Here is a 23,127-nt window from a genome sequence, read left to right as displayed (position 1 = left end):
TACCTTTGATCATTAGAGTTGATATACTGGCTATGATTTCATAAATGCGAATAATTCTCAATACTATACTATTCAAAAGTTGATGCCCCATGATTTTACATATTGAAAATGCTGTAGAGCCGGGAACGCTGGAGGCTATCATCGAGTCACTGCGCAACGAGCACTTCACCGATGGCAGCGAAACCGCAGGGCGTGCGGCTAAGCAAGTCAAAAACAATAAACAGCTTCGTCTACAACACGACAAGCCTGCTGCATTGCTCATGCTCCTGAATCATCTCAAAAAGCACCCTCTGTTTTCTGGCGCAACTTTCGCCAAACGATTCGTTAACGTCATGGTCAATCAATATCAAACCAATCAAGAGTACGGTTTGCACGTTGATGATGCGCTGATGGGTCACGTCAGAACTGACATTTCGTTTACTTTAGGACTAAGCCCAATCGATGATTATCAGGGCGGCGAACTGGTTATCGAAGATACAACCGGCGAGCGCAGCTGGAAACTTAGCAAAGGCGACTTATTAGTCTATCCAAGTCACTACCTTCATCGCGTCAATGCCGTTCGTACTGGTGAACGTCTAGCCATGGTCGGCTGGGTTCAAAGTCATGTACGAAGTGCTGAACAGCGAGAGCTCTTGTTTGATTTAAAGTGCTCCATGTCTGAAGAGTTTGAACAACGTGGCAAGACCTACCAGTATGATCGTTTAAGCAAAAGCTATAATAACTTACTCAGACGCTGGGCAGAATAACTTCTCAATTATCCAATAAAAAACCGCCCGAAGGCGGTTTTTTTAGTATCACATGAATCTTTCGTTTATAGAATATAAACAAAGATAAATAGGAATACCCAGACCACGTCAACAAAGTGCCAGTACCAAGCACCCGCTTCATACGCGAAGTGATCTTTTGGTGTGAAATGACCTTTTGCACAACGCAAAGCCATCACGATTAAGAAAATCGTACCGACCGTTACGTGTAAGCCGTGGAAACCGGTTAGCAAGAAGAAAGTCGAACCGTAGAAACCACTGCCTAACGTTAAGCCCATCTCTTGATATGCGTGGATATACTCTTCCACCTGAAGCATCATGAAGATAACACCTAACAATGCTGTGATTGACGTGAAAAGAATTAACGTTTGGCGATTCTTTTCGATCAACGCGTGGTGTGCAATCGTCAAAGTGAATGACGAGAACAATAGGATTGCCGTGTTAATCGCAGGTAAACCCCATGCTCCCATCGCTTCCCACGTCGTAGGAGCGCCATTATTTAACTCGCCTGGATTTGACGTCATTGGCCAAGCAGGAACAAAGTCAGGGTACAAGAAGTCGTGTGTTGCAGCGTTGTTGCTGCTACCGCCTAACCACTCCATGACCAATACACGACCATAGAATAATGCGCCGAAGAAGGCTGCGAAGAACATCACTTCTGAGGTAATGAACCAAATCATACCTTGACGGAATGAACGGCTCATTTGCGCGCTGTAAAGACCGTCGTGCGATTCACGGATGGTGCTCGACCACCACGTCGATAGCATGTAAACCAATACCGCTAAACCTAAATACAAGATCCAAGACAAGCTTGAATTGCCTTGTACCATATGGCCAGCACCGAATGCTGTTAGTAACAGACCAATTGAACCGATAAACGGCAGCTTGCTCTGCTCTGGTACATAATACTTTTCGTATTCTGTAGTTTGTTGTTCACTCATGTTTATGTCTCCGTTAAAGACGTCGCCACTTGCGGTTAAGCTATTTCGCGGCTTGTAGTTGTTCGTCGTCTGGCGTGACGTTATGCAAAGTATACGCCAACGTGATTGTATCGTAACGCTCAGGAATGTCCTTATCGACAAAGAAGCGCATCGGCATTTCTTCACTTTCACCCGCGGCTAGGGTCTGCTGATTAAAGCAGAAGCATTCCGTTTTATTGAAATACTGAGCCGTTAAATTAGGCGAAAAGCTTGGAATTGCCTGACCAACCATTTTTTTTCCAGTACGATTTTTGACTGCAAAAAGGACTTCGTATTCTTTACCAGGGTTCACCACCACTTCAGTTTTCACTGGACGGAAATCCCAAGGCATGTTCGCCTTGTTGATGGTCATGAATTGAATCTTAATTTCACGACTGGTATCCGGCTCCTGCTCTTCGTAAACCGCTAAACCGGTTACTTTACCGTTAAGCCCGGTGATCTGGCAAAAAACATCGTACAAAGGCACCATCGCAAAGCCAAAAGCAACCATGATGATCACAACGACGAATAACTTTTTAGTCATCACCTTGTTTTCAGTCTGTGTTTGCTCTTGGCTCATCGCTTATAACCTCGGTTACGTCTTTGCAACTTTTATCTTAAAACAAGTCTATTAATCGACCTTAGGTGGCGTATCAAACGTGTGATACGGCGCTGGCGAAGGTAGGTGAGTAAACTCAAGACCTTCTGCACCTTCCCAAACTTGGTCAGTTGCTTTTTCACCTTTCTCAAGGATACAAACTTTAATTAGAATCCAAGCGAAAAGTAATTGCATTAAACCAAGACCGAAAGCACCAATACTCGACATCATGTTGAAATCTGAGAACATGATCGCGTAGTCAGGAACACGACGCTGCATACCCGCAAGACCTGAGAAGTGCATTGGGAAGAACGTCAAGTTAACGAATACGATCGATAACCAGAAGTGCCATTTCGCCAACTTCTCGTCATACATACGACCTGTCCACTTCGGCAACCAGTAGTAAACCGCCGCCATGGTACCGAAAATCGCACCTGGGAATAGAACGTAGTGGAAGTGTGCTACCACGAAGTATGTATCGTGATACTGCCAGTCAACTGGAGTTAACGCTAGCATAACGCCAGAGAAACCGCCGATCGTAAATAGAATCACAAATGCCAGAGCATAAAGCATTGGTGTTTCATAGGTGATCGAACCTTGCCACATCGTCGCAATCCAGTTAAAGACTTTCACACCTGTCGGTACCGCAATCAGCATGGTCGCAATCATAAAGAATAGCTCACCTTTTACTGGCATACCCACGGTAAACATGTGGTGTGCCCATACGATGAACGATAGGAATGCGATTGACGCAGTTGCGTAAACCATTGAAGAATAACCAAACAATTTCTTACGGGCGAACGTTGGGATAATCGCAGAAGCGATACCGAACGCTGGTAAGATCATGATGTAAACTTCTGGGTGACCGAAGAACCAGAATACGTGCTGGAACAATACTGGGTCACCACCACCAGCGGCATCGAAGAACGAGGTGCCGAAGTGACGGTCAGTCAACATCATCGTTACCGCACCGGCTAGTACTGGCATAACCATCACTAGTAAGAATGCTGTAATCAACCAAGTCCATACGAACAGTGGCATCTTCATTAACGTCATACCTGGTGCACGCATGTTGAACACCGTTACGATAACGTTAATCGCACCCATGATGGATGAGATACCCATCAAGTGGACACCAAAGATGAAGAAGTCAGTCGATGGAGGACCATAGGTTGTCGACAGTGGCGCATAGAATGTCCAACCGAAGTTAGGCGCACCGCCTTCCATGAATAATGATGATAGTAACAAGCCGAACGCTGCTGGAAGAATCCAGAAGCTCCAGTTGTTCATACGTGGTAGAGCCATATCTGGCGCACCAATCATCATTGGAATCAACCAGTTAGCCAAACCTACAGTCGCTGGCATCACGGCACCAAAGACCATGATCAGACCGTGTAACGTTGTCATCTGGTTGAAGAAGTTTGGTTCAACAAATTGTAAACCTGGTTGGAAAAGCTCGGCACGGATAACCATTGCCATAGCGCCACCAATCAAGAACATGATGAACGAGAACACTAGGTACATCGTACCAATGTCCTTGTGGTTGGTCGTAAACAACCAACGCGAAATACCTTTTGGTTTATGGTCAGCCATGATTACTCCCCTCCACCATTTTTAATGTCGTGAATTTCTTGAGGCTGAACTTTATCACCGGTGTCGTTATCCCAAGCATTACGCTCATAAGTGATAATGGCTGCAATCTCAGCTTCTGTAAGCTGGTTGCCGAACGCCTGCATTGCAGTACCAGGAACACCGTTCAATACCACGTCGATGTGTTCGCCAATAGAGCCTTCTCCAGTCACCATCTCAGTACCAACCAGTGATGGGAATGGACCATTACCTTCACCGTTAGGCATGTGACATGAAGAACAGTACTTGTTATAGGCGACTTCACCTTCAGCCATTAACTGGCTCATAGTACGCTCGTTCAAGTCTGGGCCAGCTTCCGCTTCAGCAACTTTTTCTGCGTACCAAGCGTTGTATTCCTCTTTAGGAAGTACTTTTACCACGATTGGCATGAAGCCGTGGTCTTTACCACAAAGCTCCGCACAGACGCCACGGTAGACACCTGGCTCGTCAACTTTTGTCCACACTTCGTTAATGAAGCCTGGGATCGCGTCTTTCTTCACTGAGAAATCAGGTACCCAGAACGAGTGGATCACGTCTTCAGCCGTAACTAGGAAGCGCACTTTTGTGTCCACAGGAATAACCAATGGATTGTCCACTTCTAATAGGTAGTTATCATCAGTGATTTCTGTTCCAGAGAACCATTTACCAGAATTACTCGCTTGGTCACGAGAAGCTTGGTCTAAGTTCGAGAAGAAACTAACGTCATTGCCTAAATTATCGTCGCCATCAATGTACTTGTATTCCCATTTCCACTGATAACCTTTAACCATAACCGACAGCTCAGAATCACTAGCGTCTTCCATTTTGATCAACAAGCTTACCGCTGGAATTGACAGCGCAATCAAGATGATAAAAGGAATAACCGTCCAAATGATCTCAACAGTGGTACTGTGAGAAAACTTAGCTGGGTTAGGGTGTTTGCTTTTACGATGGGCAACCATCGAATAAAACATCGCGCCAAAAGTGATAATCCCGATAGCTACACAGACCCAAATAGCGATCATATGCAAGCTGTAGACTTCTCTACTAATCTCGGTCACACCTTCACGCATGTTGTACTCTTGACCACTACAACCACTCAGAATAACCACTGAGATAGCTGCGATAATCAGAGCCATTTTGCGGAACAATGACATGCTCTTCTCTCCACTACAGTTTACCCGCGAATGCGGAACTTATTATCAAACAAAACGTCCCAAACACTGAAAAGCCCCGTTCCCCTGACGCGAAACAGCTTTGCAATGACTTGGGTCAAAATTTTAGGGTCGCCATTTTACTCGACTAAACATAGAAAAACTAGGTGATCTGTAATAATTCCTAACACTTAAATTTAGAAAAGTCGCGACTAAAGGCTCTCTAAGCGTTGATACAAGGGCTTATCAACGGCATAACCGGGGTAAATTTTCTTAAATTTAAGCCACTGTTCTTTAGCTTCAGCATGATTATGAGCCTCTAATAAGGTTTCTAGCTGAAGAATCCATTCTTCTGCCGGTAAATACGGTGGCTCAGCAGCCTCTTTTGCTACAGCATCACCAATCTCTTCTCTATCTGAAGCTCTCACGCGTGAGCCCGTGACCACAATCTTCTCAACCTCTGAGTTGGTGCTGTCAGCCTCCGCCTCTACCGCTGCTTTTGCTTCCTTAGCCGCGCCTGGCTGACTCTGAGCTACAGGCTCAGCAAACTGCACGCTGGCCTGGGTTTCTTCCATCACAATAAGCTCATTAACGTCTTGTTGCCGTGCTCGCTCAGCTTCTGCCCGCTTAATGCGAGCTCCTGTCACGACCACTTTGTTCATTGACTCAGCCTGCTTTTCTGCTTTTTGTCTCGCCGCCAAGCGCTCTTGCGCCATGACTCTTGCTTCGGACGGAACAGGGGCGGATGCCACAGGTTTTGCAGCGGACGTATCATCTGCTAAAACGACTATAGTGCTATTAGATTCAAGGCGTTGCGTCATATTTTCATCATTTGAAATCGAGTTTGGATCATAATATCCAAGTTCAACCATAAAGCGCGCAATACCAACCGTCACCACAAAAGCTGCGGTCACAGATACCGGCAACTTTAAACGATCCCACCAACTTCGCTTATGTTCTGCGTTATCACGAGCATCCACCTCTTGCTGAGCCATCGCCAATATCGAGGCGTCCAGCTTAGACGACGTCGTTTCGTCGCTGGTCTCTTGATAGGCCTTGTTTAGCTTTTGCTCAAGCTCTTGGCCAGACGTTTTATCATGCTCGTTATTCATATCGTTGCTCATAAGGTGGCCTCAACACTCAATTCAAGGTCACGCAGGTAATGCTGTAACTTTTCCATGCCGTATCGCAGCCGACTTTTTACGGCTTCTGGCTTTTGTTGCACAATCTCAGCGATCTCATTCACCGTCATATCAGTTTCAAGCTTCATCACCACCACTTCTCGCTGAAGCGCTGGGAGCCTCTCGACGGCCTCTTTTAACAACTGCTTCGATCGCTCATACTCCAGCTGCTCCTCTGGTGCCACGCCATGCTGCTCCGCGGTATTATCCTCCCAGCCGTCCTGATCCTGAGTAAACTCATGCTGACGCCCCAGTTTACGATAATGGTCAATTAAACGTGTTCGGGCAATGTGGTAAAGATAGGTCGTAAACTTCGCAGAGCTTTTATAGGACTTGCTGTGCTTGATTAGACGCTGCCACACGTCTTGAAACAGCTCCTCTGCCTCGCTTCGAGAGCTAACCTGACGTAAAAAGAAGCGAAGCAGTGGATTTTTATGACGCTTGTATAGGGTCTCGAAAGCCTGCATATTGCCCGCAGCAAAACCGGCCATCAAAGCTTCATCGCTGATTGCCGGTTGGTCTTGCTGTTTATTCGAGTCAATATAACTCGCACTTTCTTTCAACACCGCAGCCTTTACATCATAGTGATAGGTTATTTTAACCTCTTTATACTGACGGCTGACTGCGGTTTGTGCAAGCATCTTTGTTAACGCCATTGAGCGAAGAAACCCAAGTCTTTATCGACCCGTTGCAGCAGACTTATCATCCAGTAACTGCGCCATGCCGATCAACTGGATCAGTTCGCCGCGATAGCCATTGCTATCATCGCCTTTAGACTGCTGCGCTAATGCTTTTGCCTCGTCCCAGCCCCAGTCGCCCAAGAACTTTCCGCCCCGGAGCAACTCAGCAAAACCGGCCACACTGGCAGCAAACCGAATATTGTCACCACCCTTTGCCGCTTTGATCTGAGCGGTCGTTAGATAATCTCGATACAAGGTACTTTTATCTTGCTCAGGGTGTTTGTAACGTAAGCTAATCATCGCCGCCTCATGCAGCTTGGCTTCTTCGACCAAGGTGGAGTTGCCATAACGCAAAGGCTCCATGCGTTTACCATTGGAGTCTTGCAACACAACCTCATACAAAGCTGTCACCGTATGACCAGCGCCAATTTCACCGGCATCCACCTTATCGTTGTTAAAGTCTTCGCGCTCTAGCATGCGGTTTTGATAACCCAATAAACGGTATTCTGCAATGACGGCTGGGTTAAACTCGACTTGGATCTTGACGTCTTTCGCAATCGTCATCAAAGTACCCGCTCGCTGATCAACCAATAGCTTTTTGGCTTCCAGTAAATTATCAATATACCCGTAGTTACCGTTACCCTTGTTCGCCAGTTGCTCCATCAAGTGTTCGTTATAGTTTCCGCTGCCAAACCCTAAGGCGCTAAAACTCACTCCTGTTTTGCGCTTGCGTTCAACCATATCAATCAGCTGCTCGCGGTTCACGGTTCCCACGTTAAAGTCGCCATCGGTCGCCAAAATGACACGATTGATGCCGCCTTTGATGAATCCTTTCTCCGCCATCTTATAAGCCAACTCAATTCCAGCACCACCGTTTGTCGAACCGCCCGCGGTTAAACTGTCCAGTGCCTGCTCAATTTTGCTCCGATCATTGGCTGCCGTTGGTTCCAGTACAACGCCCGATGCTCCAGCGTAGACGACTAACGAAATCGAATCTTGCTCACGGCTGCCCTTAGCCAACAATTTTAACGCTTTCTTGACCAGCCCCAGCTTATCTTCGCTTTGCATCGAACCTGAGACATCTACCAAAAACACTAAATTTGATGGTGGCAACTCATTCGATACTTCCTCATAACCCTTGATGCCAATTTGCACCAATTTAGCATTATCATTCCATGGCGCGTTCATAACCTCCGTCGACACTGAAAATGGCATTTCTTTCGTCTCTGGCGCTGGATAGTCGTAATTAAAGTAATTCACGAACTCTTCTAAACGCACCGCATCGCTCGGTGGGAAGTAGCCATCATTCAACATGCGTCGTACATTCGAATAAGAGCCGGTATCCACATCAATACTAAACGTAGAGACAGGCTGCTCTAGTGTCGAAAATACATCTGATGGCTCAATGTCTTGGTATTGCTCACGGTTCACCCTATCCGGTGAACGCGGGGCGGGCATCACTACTTTTTCAGACGCCACTACTGTTTGTGGTGAATGGACACGAGCGATGTCGGCCCGTTTCACGCGGGAGCCTGCCACCACGATCATTTCGGCTTCCTCGGCCCTCTGCGTGGTCTTGCGCTCCTCTTTACGCATAACATTTTGCTGGCGCTCGGCTTGAGCCTGCTTGGCTGCCACTGCATCATTCAACTCACGATCACTTTCTTGATCTTTCGAGCTTTGGCAAGCGCCTAACCCCACGATAACGAGGCTTGCAACTAAACCGTACTTAAATTGTTGTAACCTTTTTTTGCTGTTCATGACGACTCCTTACTGAGTATAGTTTCATTGGATATACCTCTATAAACGTGGTCATACCTGAAAAGGGTTAACTTTTTTCAAAAAGTTGCTACAGTGGCGACAACTACTTTCACTCCACGTCCAATCATGAATCACACGCAGCTCGAACAACTGGTCCACCAGGAAATCCCCATCACCAAAGCTCTTGATATTCGCATCGAAGAATTAACGTCCAACAGCATTCAAGTGATGGCACCTTTCGATGCCAATAAAAATATTCATAACACGGCCTTCGCTGGCAGTATTTATACGGTAGCGACGATTGCCGGTTGGTCGTTAGTGAGCAGTTTGGCTACGACTCATCAACTTGACGGGGCTGTGGTATTGGCTAAAGCTGAAATTCATTACAAGAAACCGATCAATGGAGACATTGTGGCGCAGTGCCGAGTTGAAGATGATGAAAAGCTCAGCACTTTTGTAAGCTCTTTTAAGCGCAAGAAACGCGCTCGGATTAGCCTCACTGTCAACGTCATTGAAGACAGTGTCATAAAAGCTGTGCTACAAGCGAACTTTGCGCTGGTTGCCCATTAAACCTTTTTTACAAGGAACTTTGTAGCAAGCTTTTACCCTATCATCATAGCTTCAGGCAGCTGTCATCAAAATGTCATACTCGGCACCTCAGCACTCATTATAATTGCCACAGAAATGATTAATGATCCTTAAAACTTGCTGAGGTTATCGCAATGATCCAACCTATTTTACGTCGCCTTTTTGCGACTTTACTGTTATTGATATCCCTACCGAGCATCGCCAACACCATAGAGATTAGTGATGAAGACTTAACCAAGTTACAAAACGCTAACGTGCTTTTCAGCATGAAGGGATCGAATACCATCGGTGAAAAACTCGCTCCAGCACTAGCGGCAAAATACCTGGAAACTCTTGGTGCCGATCACACCACAATTATTCAAACTCATGCGGTCGAAAAAACGGTTATTGGGACTATGGCTGACGGCAGCTTACAGGCAATTGATATCAAAGCCCATGGATCTTCAACCGGATTCGAAGCGCTCGCTGAAAAAGATACCGATATCGCCATGGCCTCACGCCGTGTTAAAGATAAAGAGCGCCAATCACTGTTAGACGATTATGGTGACTTACGGACAATGGACAATGAATACACCATCGCGGTGGATGGCCTCGCTGTTATTATTCATCCAAGCCTGAGCATTAAACAGCTCGATACCCAGCAGCTGGCTCAAGTTTTTTCTGGAGAGATCACTAACTGGCGTCAGCTTGGCGGCGACAACCAGCCCATTCGCGTATTTGCTCGCGATGATAACTCAGGAACTTATGACACCTTTAAATCCTTAGTTTTAAAGCGACATAACGTCAAACTTTCTCAGTACGCCAAGCGCTATGAGTCGTCTGGCGAGTTATCGCAGCAAGTCAGCTCAACCTTTGGCGCTATTGGCTTTGTGGCGTTACCTTACGTCAATGACGCCAAAGCTATCGCCGTTGCTGAAGCGGGCGTGGCACTCTCTTTCAAACCCAATAAATTCACGGTCAGCACAGAAGATTACGTTCTCAGCCGTCGTCTCTATTTGTATCACCCAAGCAACAATCCCAACCCTCACGCCAAAGACTTCATGCAGTTTGTTCTAGAAAATCAGGCTCAGACTGTGGTTGAGGATAATCATTTGATTTCACTTAAGGTCAATGATGCGACGGTGCGCTTTAACCGTAATTATCCTCCCCGCTACTTAAACATGATCCGTGAGTCCAAGCGCTTATCCATCACTTTTCACTTCGATCAGAATCTTGAGCTAGACAACAAAGGCAAACGCGATCTTGATAGGCTGGTGGATTATGTGAAAAATCGTCGCTTACAAGACTTGTTTATATTTGGTTTCAGCGCAGAAAGTGGTGATCTCAAAAAAGACAAGCAGCTCTCGGAAGATTTAGCGAACCAGATTAGCGATAAACTCAAAGCAAAAGGGGTAACGCCATTTTATTCACAGGGGTATGGTAGCCGTGGCGCCATTGCTTCAAACGCCACCGCAAACGGCAAAGCTAAAAATCAACGCGTGGAAGTTTGGGTCGGACGCTAACTATCCACTAACCTAGGCCCAATAGAAACTTCCTTAGCTGAGAACTGGTTTGAACAAACAACCGATGAAAGTCTATTGGGCCGACTTTATCCGCCATTTGCTGCCGCGAGATAATGTAATCGTCGGTACTATCGCCCAGCTGGCCCAACAAAGTCGATAGTTGGGCGCTATCCAAATGCAGTCCTTCTATCTCATGTAATAAGCTGACGCAATCAAGCAACTGCCCCACTGCCTCTGCCTTGAACTGGCTATGACAGCTGATCTGGTTACTAGTGACTAAAGCTCTAGCAGCGGCTACTAATTTTGGACAGGGATTTCTTGTCAACGTATCCACTAACGCTGCCACCATCTCAGCATCAATCTCAATATCCACAAAGTTATAAGTCGCCCCACCTAGAATTGGCGGCAAGGAAGCTCCTTTGGCATTCTCATACCAGTCAAACTCAGGGATCGTTTCTCCAGAACACGTATAGCCAGACTGATGTTTCTCTTGAATATCGCTAACAATGTGGGCAACGCTACTTTTTTCAGTGGTTTCTTCAACGATTGATTCTGAAAGTGTGTGGCTATAGGGGAAAGGGTAAAACTTAATAGAACTACTCGCCTCATGTGAGGAGACTAAAATCGCCATCTTTAAGAACACATCGAGATGTGGAATTTCAGGGTCGAAGTAGAGACTAATGACCGAATCTTTAACCCATAAAGCTGCTCTTTCAACCTCAATACTTTGCCGCGGATAGACGCCCATGGATGACATCAAGCGATAGTGCCATGGTCTGGCGTTAGCTTCTGGCAGACTCGTCATATCTCCCCCACTTTCAGAACATTCAAATTTTTAATTGTTATTGTTACAAAAAAGGCCAGCTTTCGCTGACCTTTTATTTACCCCTGATACTGATACACACTATGGTTATTCGATGCATCACTGGAGCTTACTTCCAAATCTTTAATGTGCCCACTCTTCAGACTGTAGCACCAACCATGCACACTCAGTTTCTGGCCACTTTTCCATGCATTTTGAACAATCGTCGACTGACAAACATTGTTCACTTGCTCAATCACATTAAGCTCACACATTAAGTCGGAGCGTTCTTGCTCACTGGTAATCGGCGTAAACTTAGTTTCATTCTTAATGTAAACGTCTTTGATTTTAGTCAGCCAATTATCGATCAAACCAAACTGCTGGTTGCTAATAGCTGCATTAACACCGCCACAACCGTAATGTCCGCAGACAATCACATGCTCTACTTTTAAGACTTCAACCGCATACTGCAGCACCGACATACAACTTAAGTCAGTGACTGAAAATTGATTCGCAATATTTCGGTGGACAAAAATCTCACCCGGCATTAAGCCTGTGATCTGAGTCGATGGAACTCGGCTATCAGAGCAGCCAATCCATAAGTACTTTGGCGCCTGCCCCTCTGACAAGTCATCAAAAAAACCCGGCTGTTGCTCAGCAGTTTCAGCCGCCCACTGTCGATTTTGTTCAAGTAGTTTTTTTACGTCGCTCATGTTTTTCTATATTACCCTCTAAACGTGTCTCTATCATACCATATTGTTTATCTTACAATAGAGCTTACCAGTTCAACTCGCTAGACCCATACTCCGATATCTTGTCATTATATCAATGTAAGATAATCACAAATACATATTGCCCGTCCTCGCTGTTGGTGGAGCTGGTGCTAGAGCCCGCAAAATCCCACCAAGGCTGGGAGCGCATGCCGTCATTAATCTCACTTATCGCCTCTCCGTCCTGACTGTAGGTCGAGCCGTATACTTCACAAATCGTTTTCTTGCATTTAACCAGCTCCAACCCAATTTCAGAGCTGCGTCTATGGTTTTGAATAAAGCTGGTTATTTGTTGCTCTTTCTCTAAAGACCAAGAAATATCCTCGCCTTCATCCACAAAGTCTTTATGTCGGTCAAACGTTGTTTTGATTTTAGACTTCGGCGGGCTAATCAAGCTGCGATGACTGTCAGGCACCTCTTTTAGATAATCATCAGCCTCCGAGTTCTGATCACTAGCATCTTTGACGTTACTTTCTTGCCCACTCTCGGTATAGCTTTTTAACTTGTTAATGGCAGCATTTTTCGTGGCTTCTTCTGTTTTTAACTCTCGCTGTACTTGTTGAAGCTGTTGCTTTAGCAAAACCACTTGCTGCTCTAAATCTTGTTGGGACTGTTTTTCGGCGCCGTCTATTCCTTGCTCTGGAAATTGAGCTTCAGCTTTTTTAACGTCATTTACCGTCTCTGTATCAGCTACGACCATGGAAGTGGGTTTAGTCACCTTAAGTGGCTTATCAACTAACAACCAAGTCCCTAGAGTGCCCAATACAGCACCAATCAAAGCGGCAACACCAATTTTACTATTTACACTCATCCTTTGAACCTTTTGTTAAGAAATCATTTACACGAATCTAAGCACCATAAAACTACTCAGCCCAACCATCAAAGCAGGCAATGCCTAGGGTTAACTTTCCTGTAGCATCGTTGCTTTAACTTCACAGTAGATGGTGTCGGTCGTGCCTTCAGTGTGCACTATTTTTCTAACTTCATAGCTATCAATCGTATACTTTTCACGCGCTTTCGATACTAACTCATCAATGCAGCGCTCTTTCTCCAACGCCACCTCAGCACCTTTCGCCACCACTATTTCATGCACGAAATGCTTCTCTCCGTCAGAACTGGAAATATCATGGTAGATCTCTTTGCCTGTGCGGTAAGTATCCGAAATGATTCGCTCAGGCGCTTTTAGCTGAACACACGCCGTGGTTAAACAAGCTCCTATAATTAGAATAATGATTTTCATGGGATTCCCTCTCTTATTTTGCACCGTATTCTAACCACTGTGTATTTTTTTTCCACAATAAACAAAGCCCCGCTCGTCAGCAGGGCTCAATCAGTGAAAAGGCCAAATTTGCTTAACTCAAAGCCAACTGATAAGATCCTTAGGTGTGAAAAAAGGTATCAATTAGCCTTGAGTGCCTAAGGGAAAAGCCTTAGTAACCTTAAGCGATACTTAGATAAAGCCGTTACATAGGCGGCTTTATCATTTCTTCTTTTTGCCTCCCTTTGGTTTAATTGTTTCAACTATAGCAGTAGACTTTCGTCGTTTTGCCTCCCTTACTGGAATATAACGTCCAGTTCTGGCATCTCTGCCAATTTGTGTTGCCATTTTTATTCTCCTTATAGAGAGTTATGTAGCTACTCAGCTTCAAAGACCTTCTTTAAAACCGTAACTACAGTTATGATATTAACTAGATTTAATAAAAGAGTCAAGTGGTCCGACCTGTTTTATCGATAAAAAGTGGTATAGTTTAGGGTTTTAAAAATTAAACATCAGCTTTTTCATCTATAAAAAAGCCCCGCAATTGCGAGGCTTTTTATAATTATTTAACGCCGTTAGTTTGCTTTGTAGCGAGGCGTTGGTTGATTCGAGAAGCGCAGTTTACTATGAGTAAATGAGCATCGCAGAACAATCAACAACAAAGCTACGAAGCAAAATAACAAGTTAAATTACATCATACCTGGCATGCCACCCATACCACCCATACCGCCCATATCTGGAGCAGCAGGTTCATCTTTCTTCGGTAGGTCTGTAACCATTGCTTCGGTAGTGATCATCAATGCTGCGATAGATGCTGCATTTTGTAGCGCGCTACGCGTTACTTTTGCTGGGTCAAGAATACCCATTTCCATCACATCACCAAACTCGCCTGTCGCTGCGTTATAGCCGAAGTTACCTTCGCCTTCTTTAACTTTCGCGACGACCACTGCTGGCTCTGCGCCTGCGTTGGCAACGATTTGACGTAATGGTGACTCCATCGCACGTAGTGCAATTTTGATACCAACGTTCTGTTCTTCGTTATCACCGCGAAGTTCGCCTAGGCGCGAAAGTACGCGTACTAATGCAGTACCACCACCCGCAACAACGCCTTCTTCGACGGCTGCGCGAGTTGCGTGCAATGCATCGTCAACACGGTCTTTCTTCTCTTTCATTTCAACTTCAGTTGCTGCGCCAACTTTGATGACCGCAACACCGCCAGCTAGCTTAGCCACACGCTCTTGAAGTTTCTCTTTGTCGTAATCAGAAGACGTTTCTTCGATTTGCGCACGAATTTGCTTAACGCGACCTTCGATTTGCGTTTTATCACCAGCGCCATCAATCACAGTAGTGTTGTCTTTGCTGATTTGAACACGCTTCGCTTCACCCAGTTGCGCTAGCTCAGTGTTTTCTAGGCTCATGCCTAAGTCTTCTGAAACTACAGTCGCACCAGTAAGAATCGCGATGTCTTCTAGCATAGCTTTACGACGGTCACCGAAACCTGGCGCTTTAACTGCTGCTACTTTAACGATGCCACGCATGTTGTTCACGACTAAAGTCGCTAGAGCTTCGCCTTCAACGTCTTCAGCTACGATTAGTAGCGGACGGCTCGACTTAGCAACAGCTTCTAAAGTTGGAAGCAATTCACGGATGTTTGAGATTTTCTTATCCACCAATAACAAGTATGGGTTTTCAAGATCGGCAACCATGCTTTCTGTGTCTGTCACGAAGTATGGAGAAAGGTAACCACGGTCGAACTGCATGCCTTCAACAACGTCTAATTCGTTGTTAAGACCTGAGCCTTCTTCAACAGTGATAACGCCTTCTTTACCCACTTTTTCCATCGCTTCAGCAATGATTTTGCCCACGTTTTCATCAGAGTTAGCCGAAATCGTGCCAACTTGTGAAATCGCTTTTTGATCTTCACATGGAACCGCAATGTTTTTCAGCTCTTCGACCGCAGCGATAACCGCTTTATCGATACCGCGCTTCAGATCCATCGGGTTCATGCCAGCCGCAACTGATTTCAAACCTTCGTTAACGATGGATTGAGCCAATACGGTTGCAGTCGTTGTACCGTCACCAGCGATGTCGTTGGTTTGTGATGCAACTTCTTTAACCATTTGTGCGCCCATGTTTTCGAACTTATCTTCTAGCTCGATCTCTTTCGCTACCGAAACACCATCTTTAGTGATCGTTGGCGCGCCAAATGATTTATCTAAAACTACGTTACGACCTTTAGGTCCTAGTGTGACACGAACTGCATTTGCAAGCGTGTTTACGCCTTTTAGCATGCCTTTACGTGCTTCATCTCCAAAACGTACGTCTTTTGCCATGATTAAATTCCTCTAAAATTCGTTGAGTGTATTCTTATTAACCTTCGATGACGGCCATGATGTCGTCTTCGCGCAATACTAGAAGTTCTTCACCATCGGCTTTGACTTCTGTACCGGCAAATTTACCGAATAAAACTTTATCGCCAACTTTGACGTCTAGCGCACGCACGTCACCAGAATCCAACGGCTTGCCGTTACCGATAGCGATGATCTCGCCGCGGCTTGGCTTTTCTTTTGCGTTGTCTGGGATCACGATGCCACCAGCAGTTGTAGTTTCTTCTTCTAAACGACGCACAATAACGCGGTCATGTAATGGACGTAAGCTCATGTTTTTTCTCCTAATAGAAAGTGTTTTACTTACTATGAAAAATCAGTTGGGAAAGATATGGGGACATTTTTTTAGCACTCAAGGGGATCAAGTGCTAATTTTTCACTTTTTTCGTTAATCAACGCACTAAAACGCAATCACTGATCAAGGCGCTTGTGGTCTTTATCGTCGGTACGTTCGTACTCACCGTCGACGGTATTATCATCCTGATGGGGTGGTTGCTGTCCGAAGGGATCGTTAGCACCATGGCTGAAACCCGCTCCATGCATACTTTGTGCTTTAAATATACCTTTACTAATCAGTAGGTTAGCGAAATATTCTCGCGTCTTTGGAATAAGCCAAAGGAAGCCAATAGTATCCGTGACAAAGCCCGGCGTGACGAGGAAAGCTCCAGCAATAATCAACAAAACCCCTTCGACCATTTCTTGGGCAGGCGCTTGGCCCTGTCGCATCTTTTCTTGCAGTCTGGCGAAAACGCTAAAACCTTGTTGCTTTAGCATGCTAACGCCAATAATGCCGGTTAGCAGAATCAAACCTACGGTTTGAAAAGCACCAATTAAACCGCCAACAGTGAGCAAGATATAAATCTCGGCAACCGCTAACGCTATAAATAGTAAGAAAAAATTGCGAAACCACATAAACTCGTTATTTCCCCTCAGCCTCTGCTGAAGTCATATGCATGGAAAGCTTATCAAAGCTTTAGATACCGTTATAATGGGGACAATTCCCTCTAACACAAGTTCACAACGGGTTTTCCTATGGCCTTTTCCAAAGCAAAACAGACCGAACGAAATTTCCAAGTTGCACTCTGTACCGCTCCCGACTCTGACACCGCCGAGTCACTCGCTGAAAAAATGGTGAAACAAAAGCTGGCCGCGTGCGTCAATATCATTCCAGCAATAACCAGTGTTTACGAGTGGCAAGGCGACATTGAGAAAGAACCCGAGGTTTTGATGGTGATAAAAACCGATGAAGAACTGATGGGACAACTTGAAGAGCTGCTAGAGCAGGAGCACCCTTATGAAGTGTTTGAGCTGATCAGCTGCAACATTGATCAGGCCGCAACAGCTTACCTGCAGTGGCTCAATGGCGCCTTATAAACGGCTTTACACGACTTGTCTGATTTGTAAAGTCATTGTAAATCCTCAGATTTCGCCGCGTAAGCTGGTATCATAACGATGGATTTTTAACCAATGATGATAAAGCGATATATGAAGACTCTGATGAAGCTATTCGCGGCTTTGACTGTCCTTTTTTCAGTCGGCGCGCAAGCTACCAACACCATTGATCTCAGTGAGATCATCGGCGATCAAGAAGAATTACTCAAAGTTGACGAAGCTTTTAAGCTTAGCGTCGATATTGTTGATGACAAAGTATTGGTCAAGTTCGATATTGCCGAAGGCTACTATATGTACTCAGAGCGGCTTGATATCACCAGTCCTGACGCTAAATTGGGCCCGGCCAACATTCCTGAGGGCAAAGAAAAAGACGATCCCTATCTCGGCTTAACTCAGGTTCACTACACCTTTTTAGAAGCCTCCGCGCCGATCATAGAAGCGCAAGGTGAGTTTACTTTAGCGGTCGATTATCAAGGCTGTGCCGAAGATCGCTTATGTTATCCGCCAACCACCACCGAAGTGCAATTATCGCATTTGGTCGGTGGCAAGAACCCAACCAATTCAAGCAAGGCGACAGACGCCAGCAATGCTGCTCAAGCTCCAAGCTCCGCTTCTGGGCAGGCTGCCAGTGGCTATGTCAGCGAGCAGCAACAGCATTCGGACCACTTACTGCAATCAAGTCTCGCCTCTAATTTTTTCTATTTCTTACTGCTCGGGATTGGTCTAGCCTTTACGCCATGCGTATTTCCAATGATGCCCATCATTTCGGGGATTATTGCCGGACAAGGTAAAGACATTACGACGCGCAAAGCTTTTGGTCTATCGCTGACTTATACACAGGCGATGGCGATTGTTTACACCATTCTCGGTATCGTGGTCGCACTAGCAGGCCAGTCGATTTCCGGTTACTTTCAAGATCCGGCAGTGGTGATTACCGCAGCGGTCATTTTTGTCATCTTGTCACTGTCGATGTTTGGCTTCTATGAGTTACAACTGCCGTCAGGGCTTCAGGAAAAACTGTCTAAGCGCAGCAATCAACAAAAGAAAGGCAGCTATATCGGTACCGCTATCATGGGCGCAATCTCGGCATTGATCGTATCGCCTTGCGTGACAGTTCCACTGATTGCCATCCTACTGGTCATTGCACAATCCGGTGACATTCTGCTGGGTGCAGTATCCTTGTATGGATTAGGCGTCGGTATGGGTATTCCCTTAATCATTATCGGCGTTACCGGTGGTAAATTCCTGCCTAAAGCAGGCGGCTGGATGGACGGTATTAAAGCCGCTTTCGGCGTGGCCATGCTCGGCGTTGCGCTGTACTTGGTTAAACACCTTCTGCCAGGCTATCTTTATATGTATGGCTGGGCTATTTTGGCCATGGTTCCGGGCTATTACCTGTTCAGTAATCAGATGCCACAAACTGGCTGGAGTAAACTCTTTAAAGGACTGGGGTTAGCCGCCATGGTGTATGGCGTCTTACTGTTTGTTGGCGGTGCGCAAGGTCAGAAAAACTTACTTCAACCACTGGGCCACATGAGCAAAGTCAGCGAAGTCGCCTCCAGCAACCAAAAGCAACAATCCGGTCACTTAACCTTTCAGCGTGTGAAATCGTTGGCCGAGCTAAAAACTGCTGTTGCCGAGGCGAATGCACAAGGTAAAACCGTCATGCTCGACTTTTTTGCCGAGTGGTGCGCAGCTTGCTACGAGTTTGAAGAGCAAGTCTTCACCAAGCCCAAGGTAATTTCAGCTCTAAGCAACACCATCTTACTTCAAGCCGATGTCACCGAGAATAACGCCAATGATATTGAGCTGATGCAGGCTTACGATGTCCTGGGTTTGCCGAGTATTATGTTCTTCGATCTTGAAGGTAATGAGCTGCCTAACTTCCGAGCGACAGGCTTCGAGAATGCTGAACAATTTGAGCAGCGCATCAAAGCTGCTTTTAACCTCTAACGTCTAGACTCCCTCATAAAAAAGCCCTGACTCTTCTCTCAGAACAGTCAGGGCTTTTTTTATTTTCAATGACTGAGGGACTCAGCCAAAAGGACTAGGATTCTGCTTTCGGCTCGGCCTTTGCTTGGGGCTGATACTCTGAGGACTCACCCTTTTCCAGGCCAAACCCTCTTAATAGTCTTTGCTTTGCCCTCTCACGCATGGATTTACGCACCACATAGTGCTCGACAAATACGGTGCTTCTTGGTTTAGTTTGCGACCAAATCACACCCAGTAAAACCAAGCCTGCGGCCAAGTATTGAGTGCCGTTCAGCTGTTCATCCAATATAAGCCATCCAAAAAATAATGTCCCTATCGGTAACAAATTCATCATGCTTCCGACTTTACTCGCGGGCATGGTTTTAAAGGCAAAGTTGTAGCAGGTAAATGCGAAGATATTGACACCAAATGCTAGGAATAAAATTGCAATCACGCCCTCAGCCGAAACATCCGTCGGGATCACAGTATCTTGTACCAATAAAAATGGTAGGAAGAATAAGGTTCCCATGATCATCTGTAGCAGCGTTAAAAATACCGGCGAATAACGTTGTGACAACTTTCTCGCCAACAAACAGTAAGCAGCAGCAGCGGTAATTGCGCCAAACTCTAACGCATTACCCAACATAGGATTAGAAGCGTGCTCACTACTTTCGCCACTCAAGGTTAACCACACCACACCAGCAACGGCCATTAAGCAACCAACAATCAATCGACTGTTAAGCTTTTCTTTTAGTAAGTAATAGGCAGCCACTGCAACCATAATAGGCTGCAACGATGTAATCATGCCGGCTTCTGAGGCAGTAGTGTAAGTCAGGGCATAGCTTTCAAAGATAAAGTAGAGGCAGGGCTCACACAACGCCAACAACAAGAGTAACCACCAGTCACCCTTTTGGTATTGTTGCTTTTTGGCCATCGGACGTAAGAAAAAGATCAATACCGCCGCCGCCAAAATCATGCGCAAGAACACCGTTAAAATCGGCCCAAATTCCGCGATCGCATATTTCATTGCGACAAATGATGCTGCCCACAAGACAATCGCACAGACTAAGCCAATCATGGCCAGATGTTTCTGAACGTTTTGGTACATGTCTTGCCTCCGCTTAAAGTGTTTATAAAGTGAACAGCTATTTTAGAGGGCTATTTGCGATTAGAAAAACGATCTTTTTTCATCAGCTTGATTAGTTTAGCTAATATCATTGGGGTCATCATCGACCACCACAGACTGCGGAAATGACAAAATAAAGCAGGAACCTTCCCCAAGAACACTTTCAACCGACACACTTCCGCCAAAGCGCTCCATCGCAGCTTTGACAAACCGAAGCCCCAAACCAATGCCTTTGATCTTAGCTATTTCATGGCGTCGAATCCTTGAGAATGGCTCAAAGATTGTTTCCATTTGTTCCTTATTGATGCCCTCGCCTTGATCGTGCACTAACAGACGCACGTCTTTTTCGTCCTCTTCCAACGTAATCGACACCACGCTGTCCGCAGGTGAATACTTAATTGCATTGGTCAATAGGTTGAGGACCACGCGCTCCAGAAGATCCTCATTGGCTTGAAGCCAAGTATCGTCATAATCGGCAAAATTAAACGTTAAGCGAATGTTCTTGTCCTTAGCAAGGGGACGCGCTGTCGCTAAAGCATTATCAATACTATCCAGAAGCTCAACCGGATAAAGCGGCATTTCTATATCACTCTCAGCTCTAGACAGCATCAAGAAGTGCTCCGCCAAAGACAAGCTCGACTTGGTTAATCGCTCAACCTTTGAGTTCAGTTCATCGATACCCAGCTTACTGCTATCGGCTCGAAACTGCCCCAACAAAGCAAGCACCGATGTCATCGGCGAGCGCAAGTCGTGTGAAATGAAATCAATCATCTCTAACTGTCGCTGCTGCTCACGCTTAACAGAAGTAATGTCGGCCAGATTGATAATAATAAAGTCCTGACCATCAATGTTGTCCAGTAGCGAGAAACCAACTTTAAAGTAGCTTTTGTTATGATTGGTCGCCTGAACTTCACGCCCCACACCGGTTAGCATCACGCTTTTTAACTCTTCCGCCCAGTCGTTATTAGACTGTATATTCAGCTGTGACAGCACAGAGAAAATATCATCACCATCATTGATTTTCATGTATTTTTTGGCTTCGAGATTGGCGTAAAAGACGATGCCTGACATGTCGAGCAGCATGATACCGTCGGACATCTTATCCATGGTTTTCTCGACAAATCGTCTAAGGAAGTTAATTTTCGTGATGGCTGTTTGTACTTGAGCGACTTTATCCTCAATCACACTTCCTTGCGTTGCCTCGACTTCCTCCGTTAAGGTCGACTGTTCATACAGTTTGTTGAATAATCGCCGTTCTTGTTCGCTTTGCTTCTCAAGCTCAATCAACCAAGGTCGATTACCTACCTCAATAGGAATACTTCGGTCAAAGTCTACAATGTCTCGCTCGTCATTCGACCATCCACGGATTAATTTTAGCCGTTTCCAGAAAGTAAAATGTTGCTCGTAAGTGGCTCGGACGTCTGGCTCAAAACTGTTGCTAACTTCGAGCTGTAATCGCTTAACCGTGCGGCGGAAAAAGGCCATATTGGTTACCACCGCTCGCCACACCCAGAGGAAGTAACCGAGAATCATCACAATGGCTGGCGTGACCATCGGCAGCCATCGGTTGGCGCCATGCAGCATCACCCAGCTGACAAACATCATGGTAAATGCCAACACAAATACCAGATACACGTTATGTCTTGGCATTGAACGCGGAATGAGCATGAATAAAACCAACACCAAAAAGCCTGAAATAATGCTCGACAGCAGCAGGTTCACCGGCAAAATCAATTCATCGTTGCTGAGACCGTTGAACAAAGTCGCATTGATTTCAACACCCGACATGATCTGCCCATCACGATTGACTGGCACCGGCAAAAAATCAGCATTTCGTGCCGCCGTTGCAGTGACTCCAACAAACACGGTGCGCCCATTAAGCACATTGGGATCAATTTCACCTTCAACCAAATCAACAAAACTCACCCGAGGAAAGTAATCTCGATTTTTTTTGTAAGGGATTAATGCGAAGTGTGTTTTTTCGATCTTGGTCAGATTATAAGAGGCTTCTTCCGACTTACCATCCTCGAAAGGCAACTGAAAGGTTTCATCACCATTGGCCACATCAAGGACTTCAGCTGCGAATGCTCGCCAATAAGGTTCACCCAGCCCAGATTTTAAATATACCCCACGCGCAATGTTGTCACTATCAAGCTCGAAATGAACCATACCCAGCTCAGCGCTCGCCTGATACAGTTCGGGGAAAGGTTGCAGCTCTATTAACTGGCCATCTTGCTTTAACTCGTCGATAAGCACGGGAAAAACAATCTTACCACTGTCGCTCACGGCCTTGGTTAGGGCTTTATCTCCGTCATCTTTTTCTTTGTTAAACAAAACGTCATAACCAATGGCCTTCACTCTCGCTTGGGTCAGTCGCTCTATTGCCTTAGCATGTAGCTCACGTGGCCACGGCAAAGGTCCATACTGACGTAAGCTTTTTTCATCCATCGAAACAATAACCACATTGTCTGAATATTGGGTGGTTTGTAAACGCAACATCCGATCATAGGCCAGCAGCTCAACAGGCTGAAAAACCTTAAAATAGGATAGGAAGAATGCCGTTACGGCGAGAGCGGTGGCAAATGCAATGCCACCTTTGGTAAAGAACCGACGCTTCTCAAACACA

Annotated in this window: 21 protein-coding genes; 5 read left to right on the top strand and 16 right to left on the bottom strand. The window is 45.7% G+C overall.

The features are described 5' to 3' along the window. The first annotated feature begins 89 nt into the window (after positions 1–89). Positions 90–746: a Fe2+-dependent dioxygenase gene (locus ABD943_RS07420; RefSeq protein WP_345292550.1), complete on the top strand. Its 657-nt coding sequence runs from the start codon at positions 90–92 to the stop codon at positions 744–746. 65 nt (positions 747–811) lie between these two features. Here ABD943_RS07420 and ABD943_RS07415 read toward each other — a convergent pair whose 3' ends face one another. The 7 genes from ABD943_RS07415 to ABD943_RS07385 form a co-directional block, all read right to left on the bottom strand. Continuing rightward, positions 812–1,705, bottom strand: coding sequence for a cytochrome c oxidase subunit 3 (locus ABD943_RS07415; RefSeq protein ID WP_345292549.1), 894 nt, complete (start codon positions 1,703–1,705; stop codon positions 812–814). Between the two features lie 40 nt (positions 1,706–1,745). Then, on the bottom strand, positions 1,746–2,303 hold the full coding sequence (locus ABD943_RS07410; protein WP_345292548.1) for a cytochrome c oxidase assembly protein: 558 nt from the start codon (positions 2,301–2,303) through the stop codon (positions 1,746–1,748). Between the two features lie 51 nt (positions 2,304–2,354). Continuing rightward, positions 2,355–3,914: a cytochrome c oxidase subunit I gene (gene ctaD, locus ABD943_RS07405; RefSeq protein WP_345292547.1), complete on the bottom strand. Its 1,560-nt coding sequence runs from the start codon at positions 3,912–3,914 to the stop codon at positions 2,355–2,357. A gap of 2 nt (positions 3,915–3,916) precedes the next feature. After that, positions 3,917–5,086, bottom strand: a complete 1,170-nt coding sequence (gene coxB / locus ABD943_RS07400; RefSeq protein ID WP_345292546.1) for a cytochrome c oxidase subunit II — start codon at positions 5,084–5,086, stop codon at positions 3,917–3,919. A gap of 209 nt (positions 5,087–5,295) precedes the next feature. Continuing rightward, positions 5,296–6,207, bottom strand: coding sequence for a hypothetical protein (locus ABD943_RS07395; RefSeq protein WP_345292545.1), 912 nt, complete (start codon positions 6,205–6,207; stop codon positions 5,296–5,298). After that, positions 6,204–6,920, bottom strand: a complete 717-nt coding sequence (locus ABD943_RS07390; protein ID WP_345292544.1) for a sigma-70 family RNA polymerase sigma factor — start codon at positions 6,918–6,920, stop codon at positions 6,204–6,206. Before ABD943_RS07390 ends, ABD943_RS07395 begins: the two co-directional genes overlap by 4 nt. 21 nt (positions 6,921–6,941) lie before the next feature. Further along, positions 6,942–8,705, bottom strand: coding sequence for a vWA domain-containing protein (locus tag ABD943_RS07385; protein ID WP_345292543.1), 1,764 nt, complete (start codon positions 8,703–8,705; stop codon positions 6,942–6,944). Between the two features lie 93 nt (positions 8,706–8,798). Here ABD943_RS07385 and ABD943_RS07380 point away from each other — a divergent pair, with 93 nt between their 5' ends. Continuing rightward, positions 8,799–9,275, top strand: a complete 477-nt coding sequence (locus ABD943_RS07380; protein WP_345292542.1) for a YiiD C-terminal domain-containing protein — start codon at positions 8,799–8,801, stop codon at positions 9,273–9,275. Between the two features lie 152 nt (positions 9,276–9,427). Further along, positions 9,428–10,795: a substrate-binding domain-containing protein gene (locus tag ABD943_RS07375; protein WP_345292541.1), complete on the top strand. Its 1,368-nt coding sequence runs from the start codon at positions 9,428–9,430 to the stop codon at positions 10,793–10,795. 7 nt (positions 10,796–10,802) lie between these two features. Here the strand turns inward: ABD943_RS07375 and ABD943_RS07370 are convergent, their stop codons facing one another. From ABD943_RS07370 to ABD943_RS07340, 7 genes are all read right to left on the bottom strand, one after another. After that, positions 10,803–11,600: a hypothetical protein gene (locus ABD943_RS07370; RefSeq protein ID WP_345292540.1), complete on the bottom strand. Its 798-nt coding sequence runs from the start codon at positions 11,598–11,600 to the stop codon at positions 10,803–10,805. Positions 11,601–11,677: 77 nt separating this feature from the next. Then, positions 11,678–12,310, bottom strand: a complete 633-nt coding sequence (gene can, locus ABD943_RS07365; protein ID WP_345292539.1) for a carbonate dehydratase — start codon at positions 12,308–12,310, stop codon at positions 11,678–11,680. A gap of 112 nt (positions 12,311–12,422) precedes the next feature. Beyond that, a complete protein-coding gene (locus ABD943_RS07360) occupies positions 12,423–13,178 on the bottom strand; it encodes a hypothetical protein (RefSeq protein WP_345292538.1) in 756 nt (251 codons plus the stop codon). Between the two features lie 90 nt (positions 13,179–13,268). Beyond that, positions 13,269–13,607 (bottom strand): hypothetical protein, encoded by a 339-nt coding sequence (locus ABD943_RS07355; protein ID WP_345292537.1) that lies wholly within the window; start codon positions 13,605–13,607, stop codon positions 13,269–13,271. 707 nt (positions 13,608–14,314) lie between these two features. Further along, positions 14,315–15,961, bottom strand: coding sequence for a chaperonin GroEL (gene groL / locus ABD943_RS07350; RefSeq protein ID WP_345292694.1), 1,647 nt, complete (start codon positions 15,959–15,961; stop codon positions 14,315–14,317). Between the two features lie 34 nt (positions 15,962–15,995). Beyond that, on the bottom strand, positions 15,996–16,286 hold the full coding sequence (gene groES / locus ABD943_RS07345) for a co-chaperone GroES (protein ID WP_345292536.1): 291 nt from the start codon (positions 16,284–16,286) through the stop codon (positions 15,996–15,998). Positions 16,287–16,423: 137 nt separating this feature from the next. After that, on the bottom strand, positions 16,424–16,924 hold the full coding sequence (locus tag ABD943_RS07340) for an FxsA family protein (RefSeq protein WP_345292535.1): 501 nt from the start codon (positions 16,922–16,924) through the stop codon (positions 16,424–16,426). Between the two features lie 120 nt (positions 16,925–17,044). Here ABD943_RS07340 and cutA point away from each other — a divergent pair, with 120 nt between their 5' ends. Together cutA and ABD943_RS07330 are read left to right on the top strand one after the other, a co-directional pair. Continuing rightward, positions 17,045–17,386 carry a divalent-cation tolerance protein CutA gene (gene cutA, locus ABD943_RS07335; protein WP_345292534.1) on the top strand — a complete coding sequence of 114 codons (342 nt, stop codon included), beginning with the start codon at positions 17,045–17,047 and terminating at the stop codon, positions 17,384–17,386. 111 nt (positions 17,387–17,497) lie between these two features. After that, entirely contained in the window at positions 17,498–19,357 is a 1,860-nt protein-coding gene (locus ABD943_RS07330; protein WP_345292533.1) for a protein-disulfide reductase DsbD, read from the top strand. Positions 19,358–19,451: 94 nt separating this feature from the next. Here the strand turns inward: ABD943_RS07330 and ABD943_RS07325 are convergent, their stop codons facing one another. After that, positions 19,452–20,483 (bottom strand): DMT family transporter, encoded by a 1,032-nt coding sequence (locus tag ABD943_RS07325; RefSeq protein ID WP_345292532.1) that lies wholly within the window; start codon positions 20,481–20,483, stop codon positions 19,452–19,454. Between the two features lie 96 nt (positions 20,484–20,579). Continuing rightward, entirely contained in the window at positions 20,580–23,126 is a 2,547-nt protein-coding gene (locus ABD943_RS07320; protein ID WP_345292531.1) for a CHASE2 domain-containing protein, read from the bottom strand. Position 23,127: the final 1 nt, after the last annotated feature.

The organism is Kangiella marina (genome assembly GCF_039541235.1).
In the GTDB taxonomy this organism is placed as follows: domain Bacteria; phylum Pseudomonadota; class Gammaproteobacteria; order Enterobacterales; family Kangiellaceae; genus Kangiella; species Kangiella marina.
The sequence above is the reverse complement of the archived record's forward strand: the minus strand, read 5'-3'. Positions and strand labels throughout refer to the sequence as shown.